This window comes from Neptunomonas sp. CHC150 (genome assembly GCF_030397555.1).
Lineage (GTDB): Bacteria > Pseudomonadota > Gammaproteobacteria > Pseudomonadales > Balneatricaceae > Neptunomonas > Neptunomonas phycophila.
Window position 1 is genome coordinate 45,564 of the sequence record NZ_JAPNXU010000011.1, and the last position, 23,981, is coordinate 69,544.

At 45.3% G+C, this 23,981-nt stretch carries 20 protein-coding genes and 1 tRNA gene; 7 read left to right on the forward strand and 14 right to left on the reverse strand.

Annotated features, from left to right (window positions below; genetic code table 11):
• Positions 1 to 27: 27 nt before the first annotated feature.
• The 3 genes from yfaE to nrdA all read right to left on the reverse strand — a co-directional run bounded on the left by yfaE (position 28) and on the right by nrdA (position 3,782).
• Positions 28 to 291: a class I ribonucleotide reductase maintenance protein YfaE gene (gene yfaE / locus OW491_RS14215; RefSeq protein ID WP_075171581.1), complete on the reverse strand. Its 264-nt coding sequence runs from the start codon at positions 289 to 291 to the stop codon at positions 28 to 30.
• 9 nt (positions 292 to 300) lie between these two features.
• Entirely contained in the window at positions 301 to 1,431 is a 1,131-nt protein-coding gene (gene nrdB, locus OW491_RS14220) for a class Ia ribonucleoside-diphosphate reductase subunit beta (RefSeq protein WP_075171580.1), read from the reverse strand.
• 86 nt (positions 1,432 to 1,517) lie between these two features.
• On the reverse strand, positions 1,518 to 3,782 hold the full coding sequence (gene nrdA, locus OW491_RS14225; RefSeq protein ID WP_290036589.1) for a class 1a ribonucleoside-diphosphate reductase subunit alpha: 2,265 nt from the start codon (positions 3,780 to 3,782) through the stop codon (positions 1,518 to 1,520).
• Between the two features lie 421 nt (positions 3,783 to 4,203).
• Between nrdA and OW491_RS14230 the strand changes: the two genes are divergently transcribed.
• Positions 4,204 to 4,287 (forward strand) — tRNA-Tyr (locus OW491_RS14230).
• 91 nt (positions 4,288 to 4,378) lie between these two features.
• On the opposite strand, the gene OW491_RS14235 is transcribed toward OW491_RS14230, so the two are convergent.
• From OW491_RS14235 to OW491_RS14275, 9 genes are all read right to left on the reverse strand, one after another.
• Positions 4,379 to 5,317 (reverse strand): AraC family transcriptional regulator, encoded by a 939-nt coding sequence (locus OW491_RS14235; RefSeq protein WP_075178803.1) that lies wholly within the window; start codon positions 5,315 to 5,317, stop codon positions 4,379 to 4,381.
• Positions 5,304 to 6,818, reverse strand: a complete 1,515-nt coding sequence (gene xylB / locus OW491_RS14240; protein ID WP_290036591.1) for a xylulokinase — start codon at positions 6,816 to 6,818, stop codon at positions 5,304 to 5,306. The genes OW491_RS14235 and xylB overlap by 14 nt, the downstream gene beginning before the upstream one ends.
• 45 nt (positions 6,819 to 6,863) lie before the next feature.
• Positions 6,864 to 7,817 (reverse strand): transaldolase, encoded by a 954-nt coding sequence (tal, locus tag OW491_RS14245; protein WP_290036592.1) that lies wholly within the window; start codon positions 7,815 to 7,817, stop codon positions 6,864 to 6,866.
• Positions 7,818 to 7,894: 77 nt separating this feature from the next.
• Positions 7,895 to 8,584 carry an HAD family phosphatase gene (locus OW491_RS14250; protein WP_246813242.1) on the reverse strand — a complete coding sequence of 230 codons (690 nt, stop codon included), beginning with the start codon at positions 8,582 to 8,584 and terminating at the stop codon, positions 7,895 to 7,897.
• A 16-nt stretch (positions 8,585 to 8,600) separates the two neighbouring features.
• The gene (locus tag OW491_RS14255) at positions 8,601 to 10,076 is read right to left on the reverse strand and encodes a mannitol dehydrogenase family protein (protein ID WP_290036594.1); all 1,476 of its coding nucleotides are present in this window, start codon (positions 10,074 to 10,076) and stop codon (positions 8,601 to 8,603) included.
• Between the two features lie 105 nt (positions 10,077 to 10,181).
• Positions 10,182 to 11,279 (reverse strand): sn-glycerol-3-phosphate ABC transporter ATP-binding protein UgpC, encoded by a 1,098-nt coding sequence (gene ugpC, locus OW491_RS14260; RefSeq protein WP_075171574.1) that lies wholly within the window; start codon positions 11,277 to 11,279, stop codon positions 10,182 to 10,184.
• A 95-nt stretch (positions 11,280 to 11,374) separates the two neighbouring features.
• On the reverse strand, positions 11,375 to 12,208 hold the full coding sequence (locus OW491_RS14265) for a carbohydrate ABC transporter permease (protein ID WP_075171573.1): 834 nt from the start codon (positions 12,206 to 12,208) through the stop codon (positions 11,375 to 11,377).
• A gap of 16 nt (positions 12,209 to 12,224) precedes the next feature.
• Positions 12,225 to 13,067 carry a sugar ABC transporter permease gene (locus tag OW491_RS14270; protein ID WP_290036873.1) on the reverse strand — a complete coding sequence of 281 codons (843 nt, stop codon included), beginning with the start codon at positions 13,065 to 13,067 and terminating at the stop codon, positions 12,225 to 12,227.
• 193 nt (positions 13,068 to 13,260) lie between these two features.
• Positions 13,261 to 14,577, reverse strand: coding sequence for a sugar ABC transporter substrate-binding protein (locus OW491_RS14275; RefSeq protein WP_290036596.1), 1,317 nt, complete (start codon positions 14,575 to 14,577; stop codon positions 13,261 to 13,263).
• 460 nt (positions 14,578 to 15,037) lie between these two features.
• Here OW491_RS14275 and OW491_RS14280 point away from each other — a divergent pair, with 460 nt between their 5' ends.
• The 6 genes from OW491_RS14280 to OW491_RS14305 all read left to right on the forward strand — a co-directional run bounded on the left by OW491_RS14280 (position 15,038) and on the right by OW491_RS14305 (position 21,290).
• Positions 15,038 to 15,238 carry a DUF2788 domain-containing protein gene (locus OW491_RS14280; protein ID WP_075171570.1) on the forward strand — a complete coding sequence of 67 codons (201 nt, stop codon included), beginning with the start codon at positions 15,038 to 15,040 and terminating at the stop codon, positions 15,236 to 15,238.
• Positions 15,239 to 15,281: 43 nt separating this feature from the next.
• A complete protein-coding gene (locus tag OW491_RS14285; protein WP_290036597.1) occupies positions 15,282 to 15,860 on the forward strand; it encodes a LemA family protein in 579 nt (192 codons plus the stop codon).
• 1 nt (position 15,861) lies between these two features.
• Positions 15,862 to 16,743: a GIDE domain-containing protein gene (locus OW491_RS14290; RefSeq protein WP_290036599.1), complete on the forward strand. Its 882-nt coding sequence runs from the start codon at positions 15,862 to 15,864 to the stop codon at positions 16,741 to 16,743.
• Between the two features lie 138 nt (positions 16,744 to 16,881).
• Positions 16,882 to 17,727 (forward strand): 3-deoxy-8-phosphooctulonate synthase, encoded by an 846-nt coding sequence (gene kdsA / locus OW491_RS14295; protein WP_075173419.1) that lies wholly within the window; start codon positions 16,882 to 16,884, stop codon positions 17,725 to 17,727.
• 110 nt (positions 17,728 to 17,837) lie between these two features.
• The gene (locus tag OW491_RS14300) at positions 17,838 to 19,817 is read left to right on the forward strand and encodes an SUMF1/EgtB/PvdO family nonheme iron enzyme (protein ID WP_290036600.1); all 1,980 of its coding nucleotides are present in this window, start codon (positions 17,838 to 17,840) and stop codon (positions 19,815 to 19,817) included.
• 60 nt (positions 19,818 to 19,877) lie between these two features.
• Positions 19,878 to 21,290 (forward strand): hypothetical protein, encoded by a 1,413-nt coding sequence (locus tag OW491_RS14305; protein WP_290036601.1) that lies wholly within the window; start codon positions 19,878 to 19,880, stop codon positions 21,288 to 21,290.
• A gap of 17 nt (positions 21,291 to 21,307) precedes the next feature.
• Here OW491_RS14305 and OW491_RS14310 read toward each other — a convergent pair whose 3' ends face one another.
• Together OW491_RS14310 and OW491_RS14315 are read right to left on the reverse strand one after the other, a co-directional pair.
• Entirely contained in the window at positions 21,308 to 21,772 is a 465-nt protein-coding gene (locus OW491_RS14310; protein ID WP_215150009.1) for an SEL1-like repeat protein, read from the reverse strand.
• Positions 21,773 to 21,835: 63 nt separating this feature from the next.
• Complete coding sequence (locus OW491_RS14315; protein ID WP_290036602.1) at positions 21,836 to 23,977, reverse strand: EAL domain-containing protein; 2,142 nt, start codon at positions 23,975 to 23,977, stop codon at positions 21,836 to 21,838.
• Positions 23,978 to 23,981 lie beyond the last annotated feature (4 nt).

Here is a 23,981-nt window from a genome sequence, read left to right on the forward strand (position 1 = left end):
TAGAGGCGGCTAACGCTATTGAGAGTGTTAATCCTCTGGTAGCTCTATTTCAATATGTGTTTTTGGGACACAACAGCACGTCAAAATCTCGTCGTCATTAAGATCAACCAGACTCTCTTGAACGTACTCGACTTCGCCGTCAATCAGACGCACCTTACAGCAGCCACAATATCCGCCACGACAGCTGTAAGGAGCCGGTATCTCTTGAGCCTCTAATGAATCAAGCACCGTAGGCTCATATTGATAGTAAAACGTATGAAAATGATTAACTTTAATACGTGGAATCGACATACCTGTCACCTAGAAATCGAAGTCGTCAAAATCACCATCGTCAACTTCGTTGTCAATTTGCCCCACTAGATATGAACTGATTTCAGATTCTTGAGGAGCGACCTGAACATTATCACTGACCAACCAAGCATTCATCCAAGGCAATGGATTTTGCTTAGCAGGGAACATTTCAGAAAAGCCTAATGCCTTCATGCGGACATTAGTTATGTACTCAACATAATCGCTTAAGATTTGAGCATTCAGGCCAATAATAGATCCTTCACTAAACAAGTATTGAGCCCAATCCTTCTCTTGCTGAGCCGCCTCAGCAAATATAGCCAACGCATCCTCCCGGCACTCTTGAGCAATCGACTTGAATTCAGGATCATCATTGCCCGATGCCAATAAATTCAACATGTGCTGCGTACCCGTTAAATGCAAAGCTTCGTCACGGGCAATCAATTTAATGATTTTGGCATTACCTTCCATGATAGCTCGCTCAGCAAACGCAAAGGAGCACGCAAAACTTACATAAAAGCGGATTGCTTCCAATACATTGACAGAGACCAGCGTCAGGTACAGCTTCTTCTTAAGATTGCGCATCGAAACATCATAAACGCGCCCCTTAAACGTATGCACCCCTTCGCCATGGATCGAGAACACCGTATTAAGCTCAATCAACTCATCATAAAGACGGGTTACAGAATCGGCACGCTTAACGATTTCTTCGTTCGTAACGATCTTATCGAAAACCTCAGAAGGCTCCGTAATTATATTACGGATAATATGCGTGTATGAGCGGCTGTGAATGGTTTCACTAAACGCCCATGTTTCAAACCATGTTTCTAACTCAGGAAGGGAAACAATGGGTAAAAACGCAACATTGGGTGAGCGACCTTGTACCGAATCGAGCAAGGTTTGGTATTTCAAATTACTCAAAAATATATGCTTTTCGTGCTCCGGCATGTTCATAAAGTCCTTACGGTCTTTACTTAAATCAACCTCTTCCGGACGCCAGAAAAATGAAAGCTGCTTTTCGATTAACTTTTCGAAAATAGGATATTTTTGCTTATCGTAACGTGCCACGTTAACACTTCTGCCAAAAAACATAGGCTCTAGGGTGGCATCATGACTGGATGGATTAAATGTAGAATAGGACATAGTTATCTATACAGCGTAAGAAAGACTTAAAAGGGGAAGCAACCAGCAAGCATAATAATCACTTACTGGCGCTCATGAATACTAGCTTACAATTTGCAGGCGCCGCCTTCACAGCCACCGTCGTCTTGCTCGTCTTTCGCACCATCTCGGGTGTTATGGTAATACAGTGTTTTAAGGCCGTATTTGTAGGCTGTCAGCAAGTCTTTTAATAGCTGCTTCATAGGCACTTTATCACCCGGGAACACAGTTGGATCATAATTCGTGTTAGCTGAAATCGACTGGTCAACAAACTTCTGCATAATCCCTACCAACTGAAGATAACCTTCATTAGATGGGATTGACCAGAGTAATTCATAGTCATCTTTAAGCGCCGAATATTCGGGAACTACTTGCTTCATAATCCCATCTTTACTCGCCTTAACCGATACAAAACCACGAGGCGGCTCAATACCATTGGTTGAGTTTGTAATCTGAGATGACGTTTCGCATGGCATGAGTGCAGTTAGGGTACTGTTACGTAAACCAAACTCACGAATGTCTTCACGCAATGTTTCCCAGAAGTAGTGTAATGGCTCATCACAGAACTCATCGATTTCACGCTTGTAGGTATCAATAGGCAAAATGCCTTTAGCATAGGTTGTTTCATTAAAGAGCGGGCATGGCCCCTTCTCTTTAGCCAACTCATTAGAAGCTTTAAGCAAGAAGTACTGAATCGCTTCAAAAGTACGGTGCACAAGACCATTCGCCGAACTATCCGAATAGCGCACACCATTTTTAGCAAGGTAATAGGCAAAGTTAGTCACACCCACACCCAGCGTCCGGCGATTTTCCGTCGCATTGAACGCAGCAGGAATCGGATAATCTTGGTAATCCAATAAATTATCTAAAGCACGAACAATCAGATCGGATAAGTTTTCCAGCTCATCTAAGTTTTCTAACGCTCCCAAGTTGAATGCTGAAAGCGTACAGAGGGCAATCTCACCATTTGGATCATTCACATCGTCCATGGCCTTAGTAGGCAACGCAATCTCAAGGCACAAGTTGGATTGTTTAACGGGTGCCACAAGCGGATCAAATGGGCTATGCGTATTACAGTGATCTACGTTCTGAATGTAGATACGGCCAGTCGAAGCGCGCTCTGAGGCCAATAAACCAAATAACTCGACGGCTTTTATTGTACGTTTACGGATATTTTCGTCTTGCTCGTATTGAACATATAAACGCTCGAACTCATCCTGATCAGCAAAGAACGCATCATACAACCCAGGCACTTCATGCGGGCTAAACAACGTAATATTTCCACCTTTAATTAGGCGCTGATACATCAGTTTGTTGAGTTGAACCCCGTAATCTAAATGGCGAACTCGGTTTTCTTCAACTCCACGGTTATTCTTTAATACAAGTAAAGACTCAACCTCTAAATGCCACAGTGGATAAAACAAGGTTGCTGCACCACCACGCACACCGCCTTGTGAGCACGATTTAACAGCCGTTTGGAAGTGCTTATAGAAAGGTATACAACCCGTGTGGAATGCCTCACCGTTACGTATAGGGCTGCCGATGGCACGAATGCGACCAGCGTTAATACCAATACCAGCACGTTGCGATACGTATTTAACGATCGAACTCGCCGTCGCATTAATCGAATCCAGGCTATCACCACACTCAATCAGTACACATGAGCTAAATTGACGTGTTGGAGTACGCACCCCCGCCATGATAGGCGTAGGTAACGAAAGCTTGAATAGAGAGGTCGCATCATAAAAACGCTTAACATAATCCAAACGCGTTTCTTTTGGGTAAGAAGCAAACAAGCACGCAGACACCAACATATAAAGGATCTGCGGGCTTTCATAAATTTCGCCTGTGACACGGTTTTGAACCAGATATTTACCTTCCAGCTGCTTAACCGCTGCATAGCTAAAGTTCATATCACGTGTGTGATCAAGGTAGCTATTAAGCTCGTCAAATTCTTCGCGCGTGTAGTCTTCAATTAGATGTTTATCGTAACGACCAGCTTCGACCATCGCTGTTACATGGTTAAACAAATGTGGGGGCTCGTAGCTACCGAATGCTCGCTTACGAAGATGAAAAATAGCTAAGCGAGCGGCAAGGTATTGATAGTCGGGCGCGGTTTCAGAAATCAAATCAGCTGCTGACTTGATTAGGGTTTCATGGATGTCTGATGTGGTAATGCCTTCGTAGAACTGTATGTGCGATTTGAGTTCAACTTCTGATGGTGCAACTTGGTCTAATCCTTCAGCGGCCCAAATAACAACTCGATGAATCTTTTCGAGGTCTATCGGCTCTTGTCGTCCATCACGTTTAGTAACCATCAAATTCTGCTGCATACCGAAGCTATTCCCCACAAAAGATAAATACGGATGAAAGTGAAATTTTTTCTTGATTTTTAATAAAGATCGCGGCTGGTATTAATGAAATATTAAGCCGAAGTAACACTAGTGTCTTAACTACGTCATAAACACTAGATATTGTACAACCAGAAAAAACAGGCACTAAATATAGAGAAAAATGCCTTTATTTCAACTCTTGATTTTAGTGAAAATCTATGCCGATTTACGCCTAAATCCAGCCAATATCAAGCCAACCCTAGCTCTCATGGGGATAGCGACCGCATGACAAAAAGATTAAGAAATTTTTTCAACTCGCAAGAATATAAGGGTCTTAAATTTCATGTGAAAAAAAAGAGAAAAAAGCCCATAAAAGCATTTACATAACCTGCTTTTATCTCTATTATTCGCCCCCTCTTCTGGTGGGGTTCCCGAGTGGCCAAAGGGATCAGACTGTAAATCTGACGCGCAAGCTTCGATGGTTCGAATCCATCTCCCACCACCATTTTTTCTAAGCCAAGCTCGTTACGTTTGCTTATTGGCTAAAAATGGCTACCACCAATCCCTTCTTTTTTATTAACTGAGCCCCAGAGCTTTTAATCACTCTTAGGTGCTGGTATGTGCCCACCAGGTCGATAATAGCGCATAGCGGCTTGCTTACGATAATCAGATGGTGTCATTCCCTTTAGGCTAACAAAACGACGATTAAAATTGGCGATGTTGTTGAATCCCACTTGGAAACAAATATCCGTAATCGACTCAGTTGTCCCTACTAAACGCTCGCAGGCGCGGTTGATTCTTAAGTTATTAACAAACTCAATAAACCGTATCCCGGTACTGCGTTTGAAAAACTTAGAAAAATAAGTCGGCTTCATTCCTACCTCGCTCGCTACATCTTCTAAGGTAAGCCCCGCTTGGTAATGCTGCATGATGTAATTTACCGCAACGTTTACCCGATCAATTGCTGACTCGTCCAGCAAAGGGTCAAACGATGTTGACGATAATAAGCGATAATCTTTTTCACGCGATAGCCGCTCAAGAATGTTAAAAAAGAGCACCAATCTACTAAAACCACTGGTCTGAGAAGCCTGACGAAACAAGGGTTCAACTTCTAAAGCTACACTTTGCTCAAACATGACTCCCACACTGGCCTTTTTTAACAAATCATCAATCATGCCCATTTCAGGCATGATTGCCTTACATTGTTGAATAAAGTCTCCAGAGAACTGCAGCAACATATCCCTCAAAGGCGCGGGTTCATCTTCATCTAACCGGCTAATCCAATTATGCGGCAAGTGAGGCCCTGTCAGAACTAAATGCATCGGACTAAAATTGCCAATGTAATCGCCTATAAACATTTTACCTGACGTTGCCACAATCAAATGCAGCTCATATTCTTTATGACAGTGCCAACGAATTAAAGGCGAGTCAGCCCCATGTTGCAGGTAGCGAACCGAACCCGAATAATGTGGATCTGAAAGCTCCAGCTCTAACTTAAAAGAGGTATCTAAAGGCGTATCGTTACGCGGTGCCATAACTGACCTCCGCTTCAGGATAATGCGCTGCCACTGCTAATAAGTAAGCTCGATAGGCCTGTTCATAAGCCTGTACAGCATCCAGTTGTGGCTCTGCCATCAACGCGTCATTCATTACGACTAGATCAGAGCACAACTCGGCCAAAGAGACGTCTTGGCCTTGCTCATGTAGATCACACCACACAGCTTGAATAGCTCCCCCTAATGCCGCCGCCTCGCTGCTGACAGGGCAAACAACACGGGTATTCATCACGTCAGCAACTAACTGCCGCCAGACTGGGCTTTTCGCGCCACCACCAATCAAGCAGATTGTTTCACTGCGCACGCCCGATTCTCTTAAACGGTCTAAACCGTAACGTAAAGTGAATGTTGTGCCTTCCACTACTGCCCGACATAAGTGGCCTGGTGTCATGTTTTGCATGTTTAAACCGAGCAGACTGCCCGTAGCATCGGGTAGGGCTGGTACTCGCTCCCCGTTAAGAAAAGGCAACATGGTTAACCCCTCTGCTCCGATTGGCGTATCAGCAATTAACTGATTGAACGCTTCTAAGTCCAGACCTAACGTGTCACGCATTTTATTAGCAGCACTGGTTAAGTTCATTGTGCATATGAGAGGTAACCAACCATTGTTAGATGAACAAAAAGAAGCGACATCTGGATGTAAGCGGGAGGGAGCCGTCGACGAGTACGCATAGATGGTTCCCGAGGTACCAAGGCTCATGGTAACCATGCCATCTTCAATATTAGCGGTGCCAATTGCCCCCATCATATTATCGCCCCCACCACTGGATACAATAACGTTATCAGATAACCCCAATGCTTGAGCAAGCTCTTTACGCACCCGCCCAATGGATTGCTGCCCTGAAAGGATAGGCGGTAGCGCATCTGCCAATTGTCCGTCGGAGCTTATCAGAGACAATACGTCCGTATTCCATTGGCGGGTGCGTACATCAAAGTAACCCGTACCCGATGCGTCACCGCATTCGGTAGCCATCTGTCCGGTTAGCCAGTAATTAATATAATCATGCGGTAGTAAAATATGAGCTATGTTTGCAAAATTTTCTGGCTCGTTCTTTTTTAGCCAGAGCAATTTTGAAAGGGTATAACCGGTTGCTAAGACCAGCCCTAATTGCTCAATGGAACCTGACTCTTCTCCCAACATAGCGAGCAGCTCAGCATTTTCAGGAGCAGTTTGGGTATCACACCACAATTTAGCCGGGCGAATAACCTGCCCTTCACGATCAAGAACGACCAAGCCATGCTGCTGTCCCGAGACTCCAATTCCACGGATGCAGCGTGTATCAATACCCGCTTGTTCAACGGCAGCGTGATACGCTAGGACAAAGGCGTCCGTCCACCAATGCGGTGATTGCTCTCGACAGCCATTTGATTCACTGACCAAAGCATGAGGAGCGTAGCCTTCACCGCGCACCTTTTGCTGCTTAGTATCTAGAATGACGACCTTAGTACCTTGCGTACCGCAATCAACACCAACATACATTAAAGCGCCCTCTTATGATTATTCTTGAGCGTCACACCCACTTCATTATCCCAAACGGTTTAAAATTAAGGCTTCTAGTTTTCCTTGGTCTTTTTCAAAACCTCGAATACCTTCAGCTAACTTTTCTGTTGCCATCGCATCTGCATTAAGCGCGTGACGGAAAGCCGGTTCAGTTAAAGCGTCCACCTCTACAGGTGATGCATCAGTAGCCACTAGAGAGGCGTTTAGCGATCCTTCTGTTGACGCTAATTCTTCTAGCAGTGCTGGGCTAATGGTTAGTCGATCACAACCAGCTAACGCAATAATTTCACCGGCATTACGGAAGCTTGCTCCCATAACAACCGTTGGGTAGCCCTGCTGACGAAAGTAGTTAAAAATACGTGTGACAGATTCCACACCTGGTTCTTCTGATGGTGCATAGTTAGCGTCAGGATTTTCCTTACGGAACCAATCTAAGATACGGCCTACAAATGGGGAGATAAGGTAAACCCCCGCTTCTGCGCAGGCTTGGGCTTGGGCAAAACTAAAGATTAGCGTCAAGTTGCACTGAATCCCTTCTTTTTCAAGAATTTCAGCCGCACGAATACCTTCCCACGTTGCCGCTAACTTAATCAGAATACGCGACCGACTAACCCCTGCCTGCTCATAAAGAGCAACCAACTTGCGGGCCTTAGCTAGACTAGCCGTTTGGTCAAAAGATAAACGAGCATCCACTTCTGTTGAAACTCGACCAGGTACATGCTCAAGAATTGCCACACCCATAGCGACAATTAGACGGTCGCTAGTTTCTTCCAAGGCTGCATCTTTAGTTAAATGTAAAGCGTTCACTTCAGTAACAATGTCATTCAGTAAGCCATCGTAGCTACCAGACTCTGCCGCTTTTAAGATTAACGAAGGGTTTGTCGTTGCGTCTTCAGGCTTAAATCGTTGAATCGCTTCTAGATCTCCAGTATCAGCAACAACAGTACTTAGTGATTTAAGCTGTTCTAGTAAATTCATGCGCACTCCAAAACTAATTAAATTCGATGAGGTTTCCCTACCTGCCTATCTTACCTGCAAACGCGCGCGGGTCACCCTTAACGACGACTAATCGGCCAAATAAAACCATCAACTTTCAGTATTTCTAGTGATTCCAGCAATGAGTTACAGCGAGCATCCGCAATCGCGAACTTTTCTGGCGTGGGGTGGTTTTTTTCAGGTACGGCAACGACGGCCATACTGGCTGCTTTACCAGCAATCACACCGTTGACAGAGTCTTCCCAGACCATGCAACGCTCAACAGGCATTGATAAACGTTGAGCACATAACTCAAATACCGCGGGGTGCGGTTTAGATGCGTTCACCTCAGTCCCTGAAGTGAACATGTGCACAGGTAAATGGTGCCGAGACACTACCGCCTCGATAAAATGCAGAGGCGAAGAAGAGGCTATTGCCAATGGAATTTTTTGATCATTAAACCAATGTAAAATGGCTTCGGCCCCAGGCAGCAGAGCCGCTGTCGTAATCATTTGGCCCATACGGTCTAACAAACCGGACAGCAGATCCTCTATTACAATGCCTGCATCAGTAAAACGTTTTGCCATACCCTCACAAAAAGCGAGCGTGCTGCGACCTTGAAATGGCATTAGATCGGCCTTTACGAGATCAATACCATAGAGGTCTTTCATAATTTGAGCCTCAGCCGACATCCACACCGGCTCGGAATCAATTAAAAGACCGTCCATATCAAAAATTGCAGCTAACATCGAATCAGAGGTATGGCTCATTAAACGCTCCACGTTTTTACAGGTTGAGTACCTGTTTTAGCGTTGCATGCACACCCTGACTCTGCAAGCGTTCCAGTTGGCACGTGAACGCTTCAACAAATGCTGTACTTTTAGGGATGTCAGAACCAAAGACATCTTCCAAAGCGAGTATGTTTTCAACTAAGGCGCTCTTATCCGCAACGGCCAGCTTCAATACTTCTGACTGCGGGTCTACGATAGGATAATGGTTTCCCTTCTCATCAACCCCATTCAAGTAATGAGCCCACGCAGCCACTATTAATGCGGTACGATCTAATGGCGCCCCAGCTTGAATCTGTCCACGTAGAGTAGTCAGTACAAATTTGGGTAATTTTGCCGCTCCATCAGAGCAAATACGCGCTAACTGGTCACAAATGGCACGGTTAGAAAAACGTTTAATTAATGTGTCTTTGTATTCGGTGAGGTCAATACCCGGCACATCCGCCAGTAAAGGCGTGACATCAAGATCCATATACTGACGAACATAAGCACAAAGCAGTTCATCTTCCATGGTTTCATGAGCAAACTCATAACCCAATAGAGCACCCAAATAGGTCATAGCCAAATGACTGCCATTAAGAAGCCCTATTTTCATCTCTTCGTATGGCGTTACGTCAGATGTAAATTGAACACCAACCGTTTCCCACTCAGGGCGGCCATTGCAGAACTTATCTTCCACAACCCATTGCAAAAAAGGCTCGGCTACAACAGGCCATGCATCTTCAATACCGGTCTCATCAAGCAACTGCTGCTTATGAGCATCACTTGTCATCGGTGTAATACGATCTACCATCGCGTTCGGGAATGTTACATTCTCAGCAATCCAGTCATGTAAATCACTGTCTCGTAACGCCGAAAAGCTTAACAACGCTTTGCGCACAACATCACCATTGTGCGGCAAGTTATCACATGACATAACGGTAAACGGCGCGACACCAGCATCACGACGACGTGCCAACGCCTCAGTCATCAAACCAAATACGGTATTAGGCGTAGCGGGATGCTGGAGGTCATGCAACACATCGGGATGCGATGCTTTAAACTGGCCTGTACTATCATCAGTAAAATAGCCACCCTCCGTTACTGTTAGCGAAACAATACGTGTGCTTGGAGACGACAGTGTTGCCAATAGTTCTTCTCGATCATCTTGCACAACTAAGAAGTTGTTAATGACACCTACTGTTTGGATGTCTGTATTCTCACCGTCACCCAACTCGTACAGCGTATATAAGTAGTCCTGAGCAGCCAAAGCATCGCGCATACTGCGATCAGCTTCTCGAACACCAGCACCACAAATACGCCATGTTTGCGCCTTACCCAGGTTAAGTAACATTTCTGTATAAATGGCCTGGTGAGCGCGATGAAAACCGCCCACACCAAAGTGCACGATACCCGCTGAAGTGGCAGCACGGTCATACGCAGGCTTAATAATAGAGTTAGGCAATTGAGCTAATGCCGCTTGTGTTATTTTCATTTTTTACGCACCTCGTGCTCATTTGGGGGTTTGAACACCGCAAATGGCTTCGAACATAGATCACGGGTCAAACTGGATTAGCCGTATGGCTAATCCGCTGTTTCTTTAAGCCTTTGCAAGGCGCGGCAGTGCTTTACCTTGAGCATCAAATAGGTGGCTATGCTGCAAATCAAAACTAAGACCTACCATTTTTCCGTATCGGCCTTCGAAATCGCCCGGTGCTCGTACAGTCAAAGGTTCGCCACTGTCAGTTTCTACATAACAGTACGTATCTGCTCCTAGGTGCTCAGATACCGTTAATCGGCCTTGATAAGCGCTTTCTTCGGGCTCGGTTACCGTGATGTGCTCAGGACGAACACCCAACGTAATAACCTCACCCGCTTGCAACGTGCCACCATCAACTGGGACTAAGAACTGACTACCACCGCTCACTGTGATTTCGACACCGGCCTCATTCACTGATACCACTACACCCTCTAAGAACCCCATTTTGGGGGTACCTATGAAGCCCGCCACAAACTTATTAACGGGGTGGTGATAAAGTTCAAGAGGACTACCGACTTGTTCGATATGGCCACCGTTAAGAACAACCACTTTATCTGCCAGCGTCATCGCTTCGACTTGATCGTGCGTTACATAAATCATGGTGGCATTTAAATCTTGATGCAGACGCGCAAGTTCTAAACGCATTTGCACACGTAAAGCCGCATCTAAGTTCGATAATGGCTCGTCAAAGAGGAAGATTTTAGGGTGGCGTACAATGGCTCGACCAATCGCTACACGTTGACGCTGACCGCCAGACAAAGCTTTCGGCTTACGATCTAACAAGTGATCGAGCTCTAAAATTTTGGCTGCATCGGATACTTTAGCGTCCACTTCGGCCTTATCAATACCAGCCAAATCCAATGCAAACGACATGTTTTTACGGACTGTCATGTGTGGATATAGGGCATACGTCTGGAATACCATGGCTAAATCACGCTTAGCCGGTGCTGTATCAGTGATTTCTACATCATCGAGCTCAATCTTACCGCTGGTTACCTCTTCCAGCCCCGCAATGAGACGCAATAATGTCGATTTACCGCAGCCAGATGGGCCTACAAAAACAACAAACTCATGGTCGTTTATTTCTAGATCAATGCCTTTAATAATATCGACATTATCAAAGCTCTTTTTTAGATTTGTTATTTTAAGATCAGACATGAGAAACCTCGTTCCTTACTGAGGCGGTCAATCAACCACCTCATCAATATTCAGCTAAAGCTGGCGTTTAATTTCGCCGCACTTACATATAACGTTTATTTAACCGCACCAAATGACAAGCCACGTACCAACTGTTTCTGGCTCAGCCATCCAAAGATCAGGATAGGCGCACAAGCGAGCGTAGAGACCGCTGATAACTTAGCCCAAAATAGCCCCTCTGGACTTGAGTACGAGGCAACTAAGGCGGTTAATGGGGCGGCTGTAGACGCTGTTAGGTTAAGAGACCAAAACGCTTCATTCCAACTCAAGATAAGGGCCAGCAGAACTGTAGACGCTAATCCACCTTTTGATATAGGAAGCAAGACACGGACAATTTCCTGTATGGGTGTTGCACCATCTAAGCGCGCTGCTTCTAAAATATCTTTTGGAATTTCTTTGAAGTAGGTATAAATCATCCACACCATGATCGGTAAGTTAATCAGTGTGTAAATAATAATGAGGCCGGTACGCGTATCTAATAAGCCAAAGTCTTTGAACAACAAATAAATTGGCACTAGCACGCCCACTGGCGGCAACATTTTTGTTGATAACATCCACAATAACGTCGACTTTGTCCGTTTTGTCTCAAAAAAGGCCATGGAATACGCCGCTGGAACTGCGAGCAGCATTCCAATAAAAGTGGAACCAAAAGAGACAACCACTGAGTTCCACGCATAAGTTAAATAACTACTGCGGCTATTGATCTCAATATAGTTTTCTAACGTCGGCATAAAGAACAGCTGTGGTGGAGAGGAGAAGGCCTCAATCTCCGTTTTGAAGCTCGTCAAAATCATCCAAAAAATAGGGAAGAAAATGATCAGCGCAACCAACCAACCTAATGTGCCTAATAGAACCGTACGTAATTGACGGGCTTGTTTAAGTGTTAACATGTTTAGTCTCCCCGCCTTATTGCTTATCAGTTAAGTTTTTGCCAATGATGCGAATCAAAATAAACGCGGCAATATTGGCAATAATGACAGCTACTAGACCACCGGCAGACGCCATACCCACATCAAATTGCAGCAAGGCTTGGGTGTAAATTAAGAAAGCCAAGTTTGTCGTTGCATAACCAGGGCCACCGCCTGTTGTAGTGAAGATCTCGGCAAAGACTGATAGCAGGAAGATCGTTTCAATCATCACAACAACAGCAATTGGACGCATTAAATGCGGCAAGGTGATATGCCAGAAAATAGCCAGCGGTCCGGCACCATCCAAGCGTGCTGCATCCTTTTGTTCTTGATCCAGTGACTGCATAGCGGTCATCAATAACAAGACGGCAAATGGAACCCATTGCCACGACACAATCATTATGATGGCACCCATGGGGTACTCTGCGAACCAGTCAACGGGCTGGGCTCCAAAGAACCGCCAGACGGCAGCAAACACCCCAGAAACCGGGTGTAGCAGTAGGTTCTTCCATACCAACGCAGTCACGGTAGGCATGATAAAGAAAGGTGATATCAACAGGACTCGAACAATGCCGCGTCCCCAAAAATCATGATCTACTAGCACAGCAATGAGTACGCCAAATATCACACTAATCGCTAGCACTGACAAAACCAGATACAAGGTATTGAATGCCCCTGCTGCAAAGCCTTCGTCAGTCAAAAAGTAGTAGTAGTTTTCTAACCCAACGAATGGCTCATCGCCTGGGTAGAGTAAGTTATAACGGATTAGCGAGAAGTAAATCGTCATGGCCAATGGAACAATCATCCATACCAGCAAGACCAGTACCGAAGGCGATACCATCGCTAAGCTGATCCGGCTTTTTTGACGATTTTGGCTTTTTACAGACGAAGCAGACCCTTCTGCACCTGTCGCTTTATCGACTTGCAGGTTTGAAATACTCATAGCATGTGCTCTTAAGATTCTTATTGTGTCAGTGAAGTCAGGTAAGCGATCTACCCAACCTCACTGCAAAACGCTTTGTGCTTATTGACTATTACTTGTAATAGCCAGCACGCTTCATTTGACGATCAGTGGTCGATTGAGCGCTTTTCAACGCGTCATCAACTGACATTTGCCCTGCTAATGCACCAGCAAACACTTTGCCAACTTGCGTACCTATCGCCTGGAATTCAGGGATTGCAGCAAATTGAACACCAATGTACGGCTTAGGCTTGAGCGTTGAGTTAACCGCGTCCGCCTTGTTCATTGATTCTAAAGTCATGGCAGCAAAACTAGCGGCTTCCATGTAATCTTTATTTTCATAGGTTGAATGACGCGTGCCCGGCGGGATACTAGCGATGCCATATTTTTCGGCAACTAAGTCGCTATACTCTTTAGATGTAGCCCATGTCATAAATGACTTTGCAGCCTCTTTTGCATCTGAGCTTACTGGCGCAGCCAAAGCCCATGACCACAACCACCCCGCACCGCGCTCTGTAACTTGCTTAGGCGCCAACGCAAAACCTACATTATCTGCAATATTACTTTGCGCTTTATCTGTTACAAATGATCCCGCTACGGTGGCATCAATCCACATAGCACACTTGCCAGAGTTAAATAACGCTAAGTTTTCGTTAAAGCCATTAGAAGATGCTCCTGGAGGGCCATAATTGCCTAGCAGATCCACATAGAAGCTCAATGTATTTTTCCAATCAGCACCGTCAAATTCTGGTTTCCATTCTTCATTAAACCAGCGAGCACCAAACGCATTAGACATTGTTGAGATAAGGGCCATGTTCTCGCCCCAACCCGCTTTACCGCGCAGACAGATACCGTATTGTTCTTGATCTGGTTTGTGCAACGTTTTAGCGAAGGTCATCATTTGATCCCAGCTAGGACGTTCAGGCATTTCCAAACCGGCTTTTTCAAACAAATCTGTACGATAGTACGTCATTGAACTTTCAGCATAGAAAGGCAATGCAAACAACTTTCCATCAGCGGTTAATCCGTCTTTTACAGACGTGAAAATATCATCTACATCGTATTCAGCAGGTAGCTCTCCAACAGGCTCCAACCAACCTTTGGCTCCCCAGATTGGCGCTTCATACATACCAATTGTCATCACATCAAACTGACCACCACCTGTGGCAATGTCCGTTGTGAGGCGTTGACGCAAGACGTTTTCTTCGAGTACTACCCACTCCAGCTTGATATCTGGATATTTAGCTTCAAACGCAGGCGATAACTCTTGCATACGAATCATGTCACCGTTATTTACAGTACCAATTGTTACTGTAGTGGCAGCAAAAGAAGATGCAGAAGCCATAGCGATAGCCGAGGCCATAAGGGTAGGAATCATATAGTTTTTCATTAGTAGTCTCTCCATTACTGACAACTAAGCCAGTGGATTTTTATATTTTTTGTAACTCCTACGAAGCGCTCTTATAAACACTTCAGAAGTGAGAGCAAGCCCATTACACTCCTCAAACCAAATAGAAACAAATCCAAAATTTACCTATCAAAGATACTTTTTTGCACTATAAAGCAGAGGAAATATGAGAGGAAATACATAGCTACTACAAAATAACATTAAAAAACAACAAGTTATTAAAAAACCCTGTTTTTCCCACCTCTATAGAATGTATAGATCTAAAACTTCTATTTCACAATTAATTCGTATCTATCCACACTCGACTACACTAGACCTTTTCAAGACAACCTTCTACTAGGCAATGAAATACCACAGCGAATCACCTATAATCTTTCAGCATTTCGGTAGCGTTAGCTCACCGTTTTTCACAAAAGCAATTAAATAAAATACGAGAGTTTACATGCGCTTAGCTGACTGGGAAGGTTTGATGCTCAATATCGGCATTTTTGTTTTTGCCGCTTTTGTTTTTTTTATTATTTACGACTTAGCTAAACGATCCAATGCCGGAAAATTCGGAACTATTATTTTGTTTTTAGCGCTAGGCTTAGGTTTGGCTGCCTTTGTTATAAAAACCATTATTGTTGAACTGATGGGTATTTAGACGTAAAAGCTCTAACAAATCACACCGCCAAGGAACCAATTAGATGACGATTAGCACTTGGGTTACGTTAGCTATTTCCATTCTAGTCTTACTTTATGCCATTTCTATCTATAATCACCTCATTCATTTACGCCATAACGTGGCCCAAGCTTGGTCAAACATCGATGTGTTAATGAAGCAGCGACATGATGAAATACCTAAATTAGTCGACATATGTCGCGAACACATGCGCTATGAACAAGAAACTTTACTCAAAATAACACGTGCTCGCGCCCGCGTGAGTGATGCAGCGAACGCAGAAAATATGGTGGCCTTGGGGGCAGCGGAAACAGCCTTACGAGGAGGTTTAGATGAGTTATTTGCTGTAGTAGAAAACTATCCTGATCTAAAAGCCAACGAGTCCTTCCAGCACCTTGAAAGTCGCATCACGGGCCTAGAAAGCAGCATTGCCGACCGCCGTGAGTTCTATAATGCATGCGTCAACATTTATAACATTCGTGTAGACCAGTTTCCGGATATTATCATTTCCAAGGCTTTTAGCTTCAAGCATAAAGAGTTGCTGGTATTTAGTGACTTGGAAACCGCGGATGTAAATATCCACCAGCTATTCAAACGCTCATAAAATGATCTGGCTAACGCTCCTATTATTATTTAGCTTAGTTGCCACAACGTGGATAGGCTTTCGTTTTTTAAACCACTATCGTTTAATTACCGGAACACCAACCTCCCTAATACGCTCAGCCCATCAAGGGTATGTCGAAGTAATCGGCCACATCCAAGACGGTGAAGGAGACATTTTACGAGCACCGCTCTCCAATATGGAATGTGTCTGGTACCGTTTTAAAGTAGAAGATCTACACGAAAAGAAAACGGGACCGGTAAACTCTGGCGAATCGCAGCAGTGGTTCCAAGTTTCTGATTCCAGTGGGACATGCTTGGTTGATCCGAACGGGGCAAGAGTAAAACCAGACTATACCCGCACCTGGCACGGCAACACCTTAAACCCCAGAGACGAAACCTACCACCACACCAATACGACAAGCCGAAGCCTGCTGACTAAAGAATTATCTGGGCCGCGTTACCGTTACACTGAAAGCTTGTTAATGCGACACGAAAAAGTCTATTTACTCGGGCAGTTTCGCAGCGTAGGTGGTGGTCGGCATGTAGAATCCGTAAAAGATCTGACAAAAGAAGTCATCACCGAGTGGAAAGCGAATTATACCGCTTTGCTCGAGCGCTTTGATGAAAACGGCGATAATAAAATCGACATGACGGAATGGGATGCCGTTCAAAAAGCAGCAGCGGTAGAAGCCAATGAGCGTCGGCGCTCTCAAATAAACAGCCCTTCAATGCACGTCATGATCGCCCCAAACAACCCAGCTCAACCTTATTTGATATCTACCCTAAACGAAGAAACCTTAGCGCGCCGTTACGGCCTTTACTCACTCGGCTGCCTCGTGGCCATTACAGCGGAGATTTACGGTTTATTGTACCTCTGGTATTAACCGGTCTTCTCGCAGCGGTTTCGTACTCCACATCTCATCTGATTCGCGTATACTTTGCGCTTTAATCAACGAGCAAGTAATCCTGCTTACTCGTTGATCATTAGCTTTCGTTAAGCGTAACCGACAGAGATTTAAATGATGGAACAGAAAACAATTCAGGTAGGCGCGTTAGAAGTCTCTAACGACAAACCCATGGTGCTGCTAGGTGGCATGAACGTTTTAGAGTCGCGTGATTTAGCTATGAAAATTGCTGAAACTTACGTAGAAGTCACCACTAAACTGAATATTCCTTACGTTTTTAAAGCCTCTTTCGACAAAGCTAATCGCTCATCTCTAACGTCTTATCGTGGACCAGGCTTAGACGAAGGCTTGCGAATACTGGAAGAAATCAAAAATACGTTTAACGTGCCTTTAATTACCGACGTCCATGAGCCCTTCCAAGCGGCGCCAGCTGCTGAAATATGCGATATCATCCAACTTCCTGCTTTTTTGTCGCGCCAAACAGACCTTGTTGACGCTATGGCGAAAACAAAAGCGGTTATTAATATTAAAAAGGCTCAATTCTTAGCTCCCCACGAGATGAAGCATATCCTCCATAAGTGCGAAGAAGCCGGTAACAGCAATCTAATCCTCTGCGAACGCGGTACAAGCTTTGGCTACAATAATCTAGTGGTAGATATGCTTGGCTTTAGCGTAATGAAAGAGTTTGGCTACCCTATTGTCTTTGATGCTACACACGCACTTCAATTACCCGGTGGACGTTCAGATTCAGCGGGTGGTCGCCGAGCCATGGCCGCCCAATTGGCCCGTGCAGGTATTTCGCAAGGGATAGCAGGGTTATTCTTAGAGGCCCACCCAAACCCTGCCGAAGCAAAATGCGACGGTCCATGTGCACTGCCACTCGACAAACTTGAGCCATACCTAGCCCAAATGAAAGCAGTGGATGAGCTTGTAAAAAGCTTCGCACCACTACAAACAGACTAACTCGCTGTATTTATTAAAGAGTGGGTAAAGATCTCAAGTAGAGTATTGCCCGATCTTGTCTATTATTAGTGATATTGTATATGACTAGTTTCAATGGATAGGTTCGGGTAATGCCATCACAACCAAACACGCTGTATCAATCACTTAGCAAAGATCAAATTTTAGGCCCTGAGCATCGCCGTTTTAAGCTAGACACCCTGCTAGGGAAGCACTTATTAGGACAGCTTTGGTCTGCCACAGACCTTTCTCATGCTAATGCTCCCGTTGCGGTGGTGGTAATTAGCCCAGAATTAATGGCCGACAAAGGCTTTCAAGAAGCCTTAAAAAAACAAGTCATTATTGCACGTAAGTTAACCCATCCTCATTTACTAAAAACCCTTGGCTTTTTTGTACACCGTGCCGGGCTGCTACTGTTAGCCACCGAGCCTGTTGATGGGCTTACCCTTCAAGGGATGATCGAAAAGAAACACATCAAAAAACTTAAACCCAGTCAACAACGCGGATTATTGATGCAAGTCGCTGCTAGCATCGATCATTATCACGAAAAAACTCGTCTACCGTATGGGTCATTAGCGCCCGATCAAATTTTTATCAATCGCCAAGGCGGAGTTAAGGTATGGCCGCTTTCCAACAAAGTGCTGCTTGAGGCGTCTAATTCCGCGTTAACTGGCGACTACATCGCCTACCAGTCTGAAGAAAACTTCCACCCTAATCTATTACCAATCAACAGTGACACCTATGCTGTAGCGACGATTGCGTATACGGTCTTGAGCGGAAAAAGCCCATTTACCCAAGCACAAGGGCCTGATTCACGACTTTCCGCTTCTTGGAAGGCACCGCAAGGCCTTGAGCCCCCTCAATGGGACGCCCTACTAACAGGGTTAGACAACGATAGCGTACAACGCCCTGAGTCATCCGCAGAATTGATTTCCGCTATTTTTGCCGAAGCTGACAAACCGGAACAGCCGGAAGCAGCCAGTGATGATCCCGAACCAAACGAACCACCCTTGGTTAATACAAAAGCGACCTCTAAACAAACCAATGATAATACGCCCAAAAAGTCCAGAAGCGTCTTGCCTAGTTTTCGCTTTCACTGGATAAAAGGAGCCGGTTTGTTTACAGCGGGTCTTCTCCTTGGATTATCGTTAAGCCTTTGGTTTTTTCTGCAACAGCAACAACTTAATCAGCAAATCAATGCGTGGAAGGAGCAAGCGTTTGCTTTGAAAGAAAGTGCACAAGCCAATGCATTAGTTAACGAAAACTTACAACAGCAGTTAAACCAACTTCAGGAGAAGCCTACAGCGCTTGATACTGCCCAGCCCCCTAAAGCCCGTGATGCTGCAGAAGCTGATGCCAACTTTGCGCACTTCCAAGACCAATTAAGCACAGGCGTTTACGGGCCAGAAATGGTTAGCTTACCGGCCGGACGGTTCTTTATGGGAGACCAACATGGTCTGGGTGATGACAATGAACGCCCCGTCATTGAAGTGGTTATAGACAAACCTTTCGCTCTAGCTAGACACGAAGTCACCTTTGCTGAGTATGACCGTTTCGCCACAGCCACCAACCGTACTATGCCGGATGATAATGGCTGGGGCCGCGACAATCAGCCGGTGGTTAATGTCTCATGGCTTGACGCAACAGCCTATGCAGCCTGGCTTTCTAAGGAAACAGGGCAAAATTATCGGCTCCCCAGCGAAGCAGAATGGGAGTACGCAGCCCGCGCGGGAACTAATACAGCCTATTGGTGGGGCGATGAACTTTACCCCAATCGCGCAGTCTGTGATGGATGTGGGACGCAATGGGATGCCCAACAACCTGCACCCGTTGGCTCTTTACCAGCAAATCCATGGGGGTTACTGGACATGAATGGCAACGTAGATGAATGGGTGCAAGATTGCTACCTAGAAAATTATCAAAACTACCCAAAAGATGGTTCAGCCTACAGTGAACCTCGCTGCGCCTACCGGAGTATGCGCGGTGGCTCATGGTTTGATATTGACCGCGTTGTTCGATCTGCTAGCCGTTACCGCCATCCAGCAGACACGTCACGCAATGCATGGGGGTTTCGTGTCGCACTAGATTTGTAGGTTTACATTAGGATTGATTAGGCCACGGCGCCTTTACACTGTTAAGAAAGGATGACTTTTATGCGTTTCACCTCATTTAGCGGAGCACTGTTTCTGTCGTGCTTACCGGTATTTACACAAGCAGCTACTCACCTGCGCGCTGACCAACAAACGCAACTCGATGTCACTTTATACACCGACAACCTAGGGCTGGTTCAAGAGACTCGCTCCCGCCCTGCTTTACCCGCTAATCAGCCGGTCTACCTCGAAGACATCAGCCAGCAAATGCAAACAGAGACACTACGTTTAAACAAGGTGGGCCGCATCAAAGAGCAAACGCTCAACCAAGCCGTACTGAATTTAACCACTTTATTAGATAACGCTATTGGTAATAATATTATTTTAGCCAGGCGCGGCGCAGACGGACAAGAGTTACAGCAAACCGTTCGTTTATTAAGCGCGCAAGGTAATACCTTAATGATAGAACATAACGGGCGCATTGAGACTATTACACGGGGAGATGAATGGCGCATTATATTCCCTGATATGCCTGATAACCTTGTGCTCAAACCCAGTCTTCAATTCACTACTGCAGGTGCACCTAAAGCTGGCGAAGCCGACATTAGCTACTTAACGGCGGGCCTGAGCTGGCAAATGGATTATGTGATGACACTTAACACCGCCAGAGACGCCATGCAATTACAAGGGATGGCATCGTTACAAAATATGACAGGTACCGATTTTAAAAACGCGCGTATCAAATTACTTGCGGGTAACGTAAATCAAGTACAGGGCAATGGGCGCATGTATGCCAAAGAGGCCATGATGCGAGCAACCATGGACGCACCGATGGCTTCAGCCGTATCTGAACAGCAATCGTTAAGCGATTACCAACTCTACACATTAGAGTCACCTGTAAACCTACTGGATCAACAACGTACGCAAGTTCCTTTTATATCCCAAGAGGATGTTAGCGTAGAGCCCGTTTTAACTTATCGCTTTAGAATTGGAGCCAACCCAGAGCAACAAACAACAACACTCAAGCCCAACTCAGTTATTCGGTTTTACAACAACCAACATCACGGAATCGGCAAACCATTGCCAGCGGGAAATGCGCGTTTTTTCATACCGGATAATGACGGACAGCTCCAATACGTAGGTGCCGCTCACTTACAACAAACGGCTATTGGCGATCGAGTCGAACTACCGATGGGACAAGCCTTTGACCAATCAATTGTGCGCAAACAAACCGACATTCAAGAAGCCTTCGATGGAACCGTAGTCGCGCATGAGCTTTTACTACGCAACAATGCGAAAGAAAGCCGCGTTTTCGAAATCAGTACCGACTTTTACCAACCTTGGTCCATAGTGAGCAGCACCATAGACCCAACTGAAAAAACCGGCGGGAATGCTGTATGGCGAGTAACCGTACCCGGCAATGCCGAAACTACGCTCAATATGCGTATTCGATTGCGTACGGAAAAGAAGCAATAGACAAGCTCACGCAAAGATTATGCTTTCTGCCCTTGCCAGTAAAGGTATTGGGCAGTATCTACTGGCTGCGATAACTCTCCGTGCTGATAGATCGCAGCCAGCCTTGATATAGCTAAACCATGGCCTTGCTCTGCAGCTAGCCTATAAAAAGCCAAGGCCTTAGTGGGTGAAGGCATGAAATAATTCTCAAACCCAGATTCATAAACCCGTCCCATTTGATACTGAGCCTTACTGTCTCCTGCAGCGGCTGCACGCTCTAAATATATCCCACCTTGTATTCGGTTTTGCTGACCATCCCCTTTATAAAACAACAGGTGTCCGTATAGGGAGAGAGCCCGAGTACTTCCATTATCAGCCGCTACACGAAAAACCTTCATGGTAAAGTTATGAACAGCTTTAGAACGACGAGCAAAAGGAGATCTAAAGAGAAAGTAACCCAAGTAAAAAATAGCCGGAGCTATGAGCTTTAGGACCAGACGCATAACTTTGCCCAATGGATAATTAAGATAAATCTAATATATCAAACATTACACCACCAAACTACATTAGGCGCGACTAGGCAGTGCAGTATGATTTGGCTTGTTAGGCCAGCTGGTCAGTAATTCGGTAAATGCCTCAGCGCTAATTGGCTTAGAAAAAAGAAAGCCTTGAAACTCATCACACGACTTTTCCAACAAAAAAGACGCTTGCTCTTGCAGCTCAATTCCCTCGGCCACTACTCTTAAATTTAGCGACTGTGCCATTGCTATAATGGCTGTCGCTAATGATTTATCTTCATCATTCGTGGTTAAATCTCGAATAAAGGCGCGATCAACTTTCAGCGTATCAAGTGGGAAGCTGCGTAAGTAACTTAACGATGAGTAGCCTGTTCCAAAATCATCAACAGCGATACGTAACCCCATCTCTTTTAAAACCATGAGCGTGGCTTGCGTTTGGGAGACGTCTTCCATGATGGAGGTTTCTGTTAGTTCAACTTCTAATGTGCTTGGGTGGATACCTGCATTTTGTATAACGTCCCGCACTTCTTGCGCTAGACGAACATCGCGAAACTGTACAGCACTCAAATTGACAGACATAACAAATTCGTGATGCCCCATGTCTTGCCATATTTTTAACTGTTTACACGCCTCCCTAAATACCCAAGCACCAATATTATGAATCAACCCCATTTCTTCGAGTAAAGGAATAAACTCAACCGGAGAAACGAGCCCTAGCGTCGGATGCTGCCAACGCAGTAAAGCCTCAGCCCCTACAATAATGTTTTTAGCCGCATGGATTCTCGGCTGATAGTGTAAATACAGCTGATTTTCTTCCAACGCCTTTTGAAGGTCTCCTTCTAGTAAAACCCGACGTTCTGACGCCTGGCTCATTCCCGAATGATAGCAATGTGCCGAGTTTCGTCCTTGACGCTTAGCGTGGCGTAACGCCGTTTCAGCATTCCGGACAAGAGTATCTGTATCTGCAACCCGATCAGATACATGGGCATAGCCAATACATCCCGTTAGCGACACTTCATGACCATTAGCCGATATTGGTTCTACGAGGGTCGCTAACAAGGCTACGGGTATTTCGCCTGACTGATCTGATGAACGCTTAGCATGAACAGCCACACCATAAATATCACTGCCCCAGCGGCAAATTTCCGTACCGACATATTTATCGCTTTTCGAGAACGTTCCCAAGCAGTGTTTTAAACGACTAGCAACTTCAATTAAGACATGATCACCGGCGGTATGACCAAAGATATCGTTTATTCGCCCAAACCGGTTAATATCCAGCAACACCAGTGTTACCACGCCCCCTAAACCTTGATATAAGCGGATCATGCCGTCTAAAGAGCGTGCAAACGATTCTCTGTTTTGAAGATGCGTTTTCCGATCAAAGTGGGATAAAAAACTAATTCGCTCTTCTGCGTTAACGCGCTCGGTCACATCTTGCACAGTTCCATGAATAGCAATCGCCTCCCCTTGCAGGTCACACTCCAAGCTCGATTGCACGTGCATAGTGCGCTTTCCTTGCTGACAGACCAATATGTGCATGAAAAAGTCGGTAGGAAAACTGGTGGGTAACGTCTGGGCTAAAGAGATAACTTGACGCAAGTGCTCTCGATCTTTAGAAACGACGGCATCCAAAATACGATCGACTGAATCAATCTGGGTACTCGGGGATTTAATTATTTCTTGCAGCTGTTGCGACAGCGTTAGCACCTTCCGCTTTAAATCCCAGTGCCAATACCCCAACTTAGCAATGTCTTGCGCCTTGGCCAATCGAGCCTCACTATCAGACAGCTCTTTAATAGCAGTGGTTGCGCGCAGCATAAACTTCAAACGCTGTTTGAGTAATGTCCAGTTCACAGGCTTGGCAATAAAATCCGTTGCCCCTACTCTATATGCCTCTTCTATAGAGCTATTGCCTTCAAGTCCCGTCATCATCAAAATAGGTAAGTTTTTACAAGACTCGAATTCACGAATACGCTTACATGCCTCAAAGCCATTCATGGTAGGCATATCAACGTCTAATACAATGAGATCAGCCTCGTACTCAACAAGAAGCTCTAATAGGCGATGGCCGTTTTCGGCTGTAACTACCTCATAACCTTCTTTGCGAAGATGAGCCGCAGCTACCATACGCAAAGTAGGGTCATCATCTGCCAATAGCACTGTTTGCGCTTTTTTATAGACTTCCAATTAA

What these genes read in the sequence shown, in the direction of transcription:
- yfaE (WP_075171581.1), bottom strand. Translation starts at nt 291, where the DNA reads ATGTCGATTCCACGTATTAAAGTTAATCATTTTCATACGTTTTACTAT.
- nrdB (WP_075171580.1), bottom strand. Translation starts at nt 1,431, where the DNA reads ATGTCCTATTCTACATTTAATCCATCCAGTCATGATGCCACCCTAGAG.
- nrdA (WP_290036589.1), bottom strand. Translation starts at nt 3,782, where the DNA reads ATGCAGCAGAATTTGATGGTTACTAAACGTGATGGACGACAAGAGCCG.
- OW491_RS14235 (WP_075178803.1), bottom strand. Translation starts at nt 5,317, where the DNA reads ATGGCACCGCGTAACGATACGCCTTTAGATACCTCTTTTAAGTTAGAG.
- xylB (WP_290036591.1), bottom strand. Translation starts at nt 6,818, where the DNA reads ATGTATGTTGGTGTTGATTGCGGTACGCAAGGTACTAAGGTCGTCATT.
- tal (WP_290036592.1), bottom strand. Translation starts at nt 7,817, where the DNA reads ATGAATTTACTAGAACAGCTTAAATCACTAAGTACTGTTGTTGCTGAT.
- OW491_RS14250 (WP_246813242.1), bottom strand. Translation starts at nt 8,584, where the DNA reads ATGAGCCATACCTCTGATTCGATGTTAGCTGCAATTTTTGATATGGAC.
- OW491_RS14255 (WP_290036594.1), bottom strand. Translation starts at nt 10,076, where the DNA reads ATGAAAATAACACAAGCGGCATTAGCTCAATTGCCTAACTCTATTATT.
- ugpC (WP_075171574.1), bottom strand. Translation starts at nt 11,279, where the DNA reads ATGTCTGATCTTAAAATAACAAATCTAAAAAAGAGCTTTGATAATGTC.
- OW491_RS14265 (WP_075171573.1), bottom strand. Translation starts at nt 12,208, where the DNA reads ATGTTAACACTTAAACAAGCCCGTCAATTACGTACGGTTCTATTAGGC.
- OW491_RS14270 (WP_290036873.1), bottom strand. Translation starts at nt 13,067, where the DNA reads ATGGTATCGCCTTCGGTACTGGTCTTGCTGGTATGGATGATTGTTCCA.
- OW491_RS14275 (WP_290036596.1), bottom strand. Translation starts at nt 14,577, where the DNA reads ATGAAAAACTATATGATTCCTACCCTTATGGCCTCGGCTATCGCTATG.
- OW491_RS14280 (WP_075171570.1), top strand. Translation starts at nt 15,038, where the DNA reads ATGCGCTTAGCTGACTGGGAAGGTTTGATGCTCAATATCGGCATTTTT.
- OW491_RS14285 (WP_290036597.1), top strand. Translation starts at nt 15,282, where the DNA reads ATGACGATTAGCACTTGGGTTACGTTAGCTATTTCCATTCTAGTCTTA.
- OW491_RS14290 (WP_290036599.1), top strand. Translation starts at nt 15,862, where the DNA reads ATGATCTGGCTAACGCTCCTATTATTATTTAGCTTAGTTGCCACAACG.
- kdsA (WP_075173419.1), top strand. Translation starts at nt 16,882, where the DNA reads ATGGAACAGAAAACAATTCAGGTAGGCGCGTTAGAAGTCTCTAACGAC.
- OW491_RS14300 (WP_290036600.1), top strand. Translation starts at nt 17,838, where the DNA reads ATGCCATCACAACCAAACACGCTGTATCAATCACTTAGCAAAGATCAA.
- OW491_RS14305 (WP_290036601.1), top strand. Translation starts at nt 19,878, where the DNA reads ATGCGTTTCACCTCATTTAGCGGAGCACTGTTTCTGTCGTGCTTACCG.
- OW491_RS14310 (WP_215150009.1), bottom strand. Translation starts at nt 21,772, where the DNA reads ATGCGTCTGGTCCTAAAGCTCATAGCTCCGGCTATTTTTTACTTGGGT.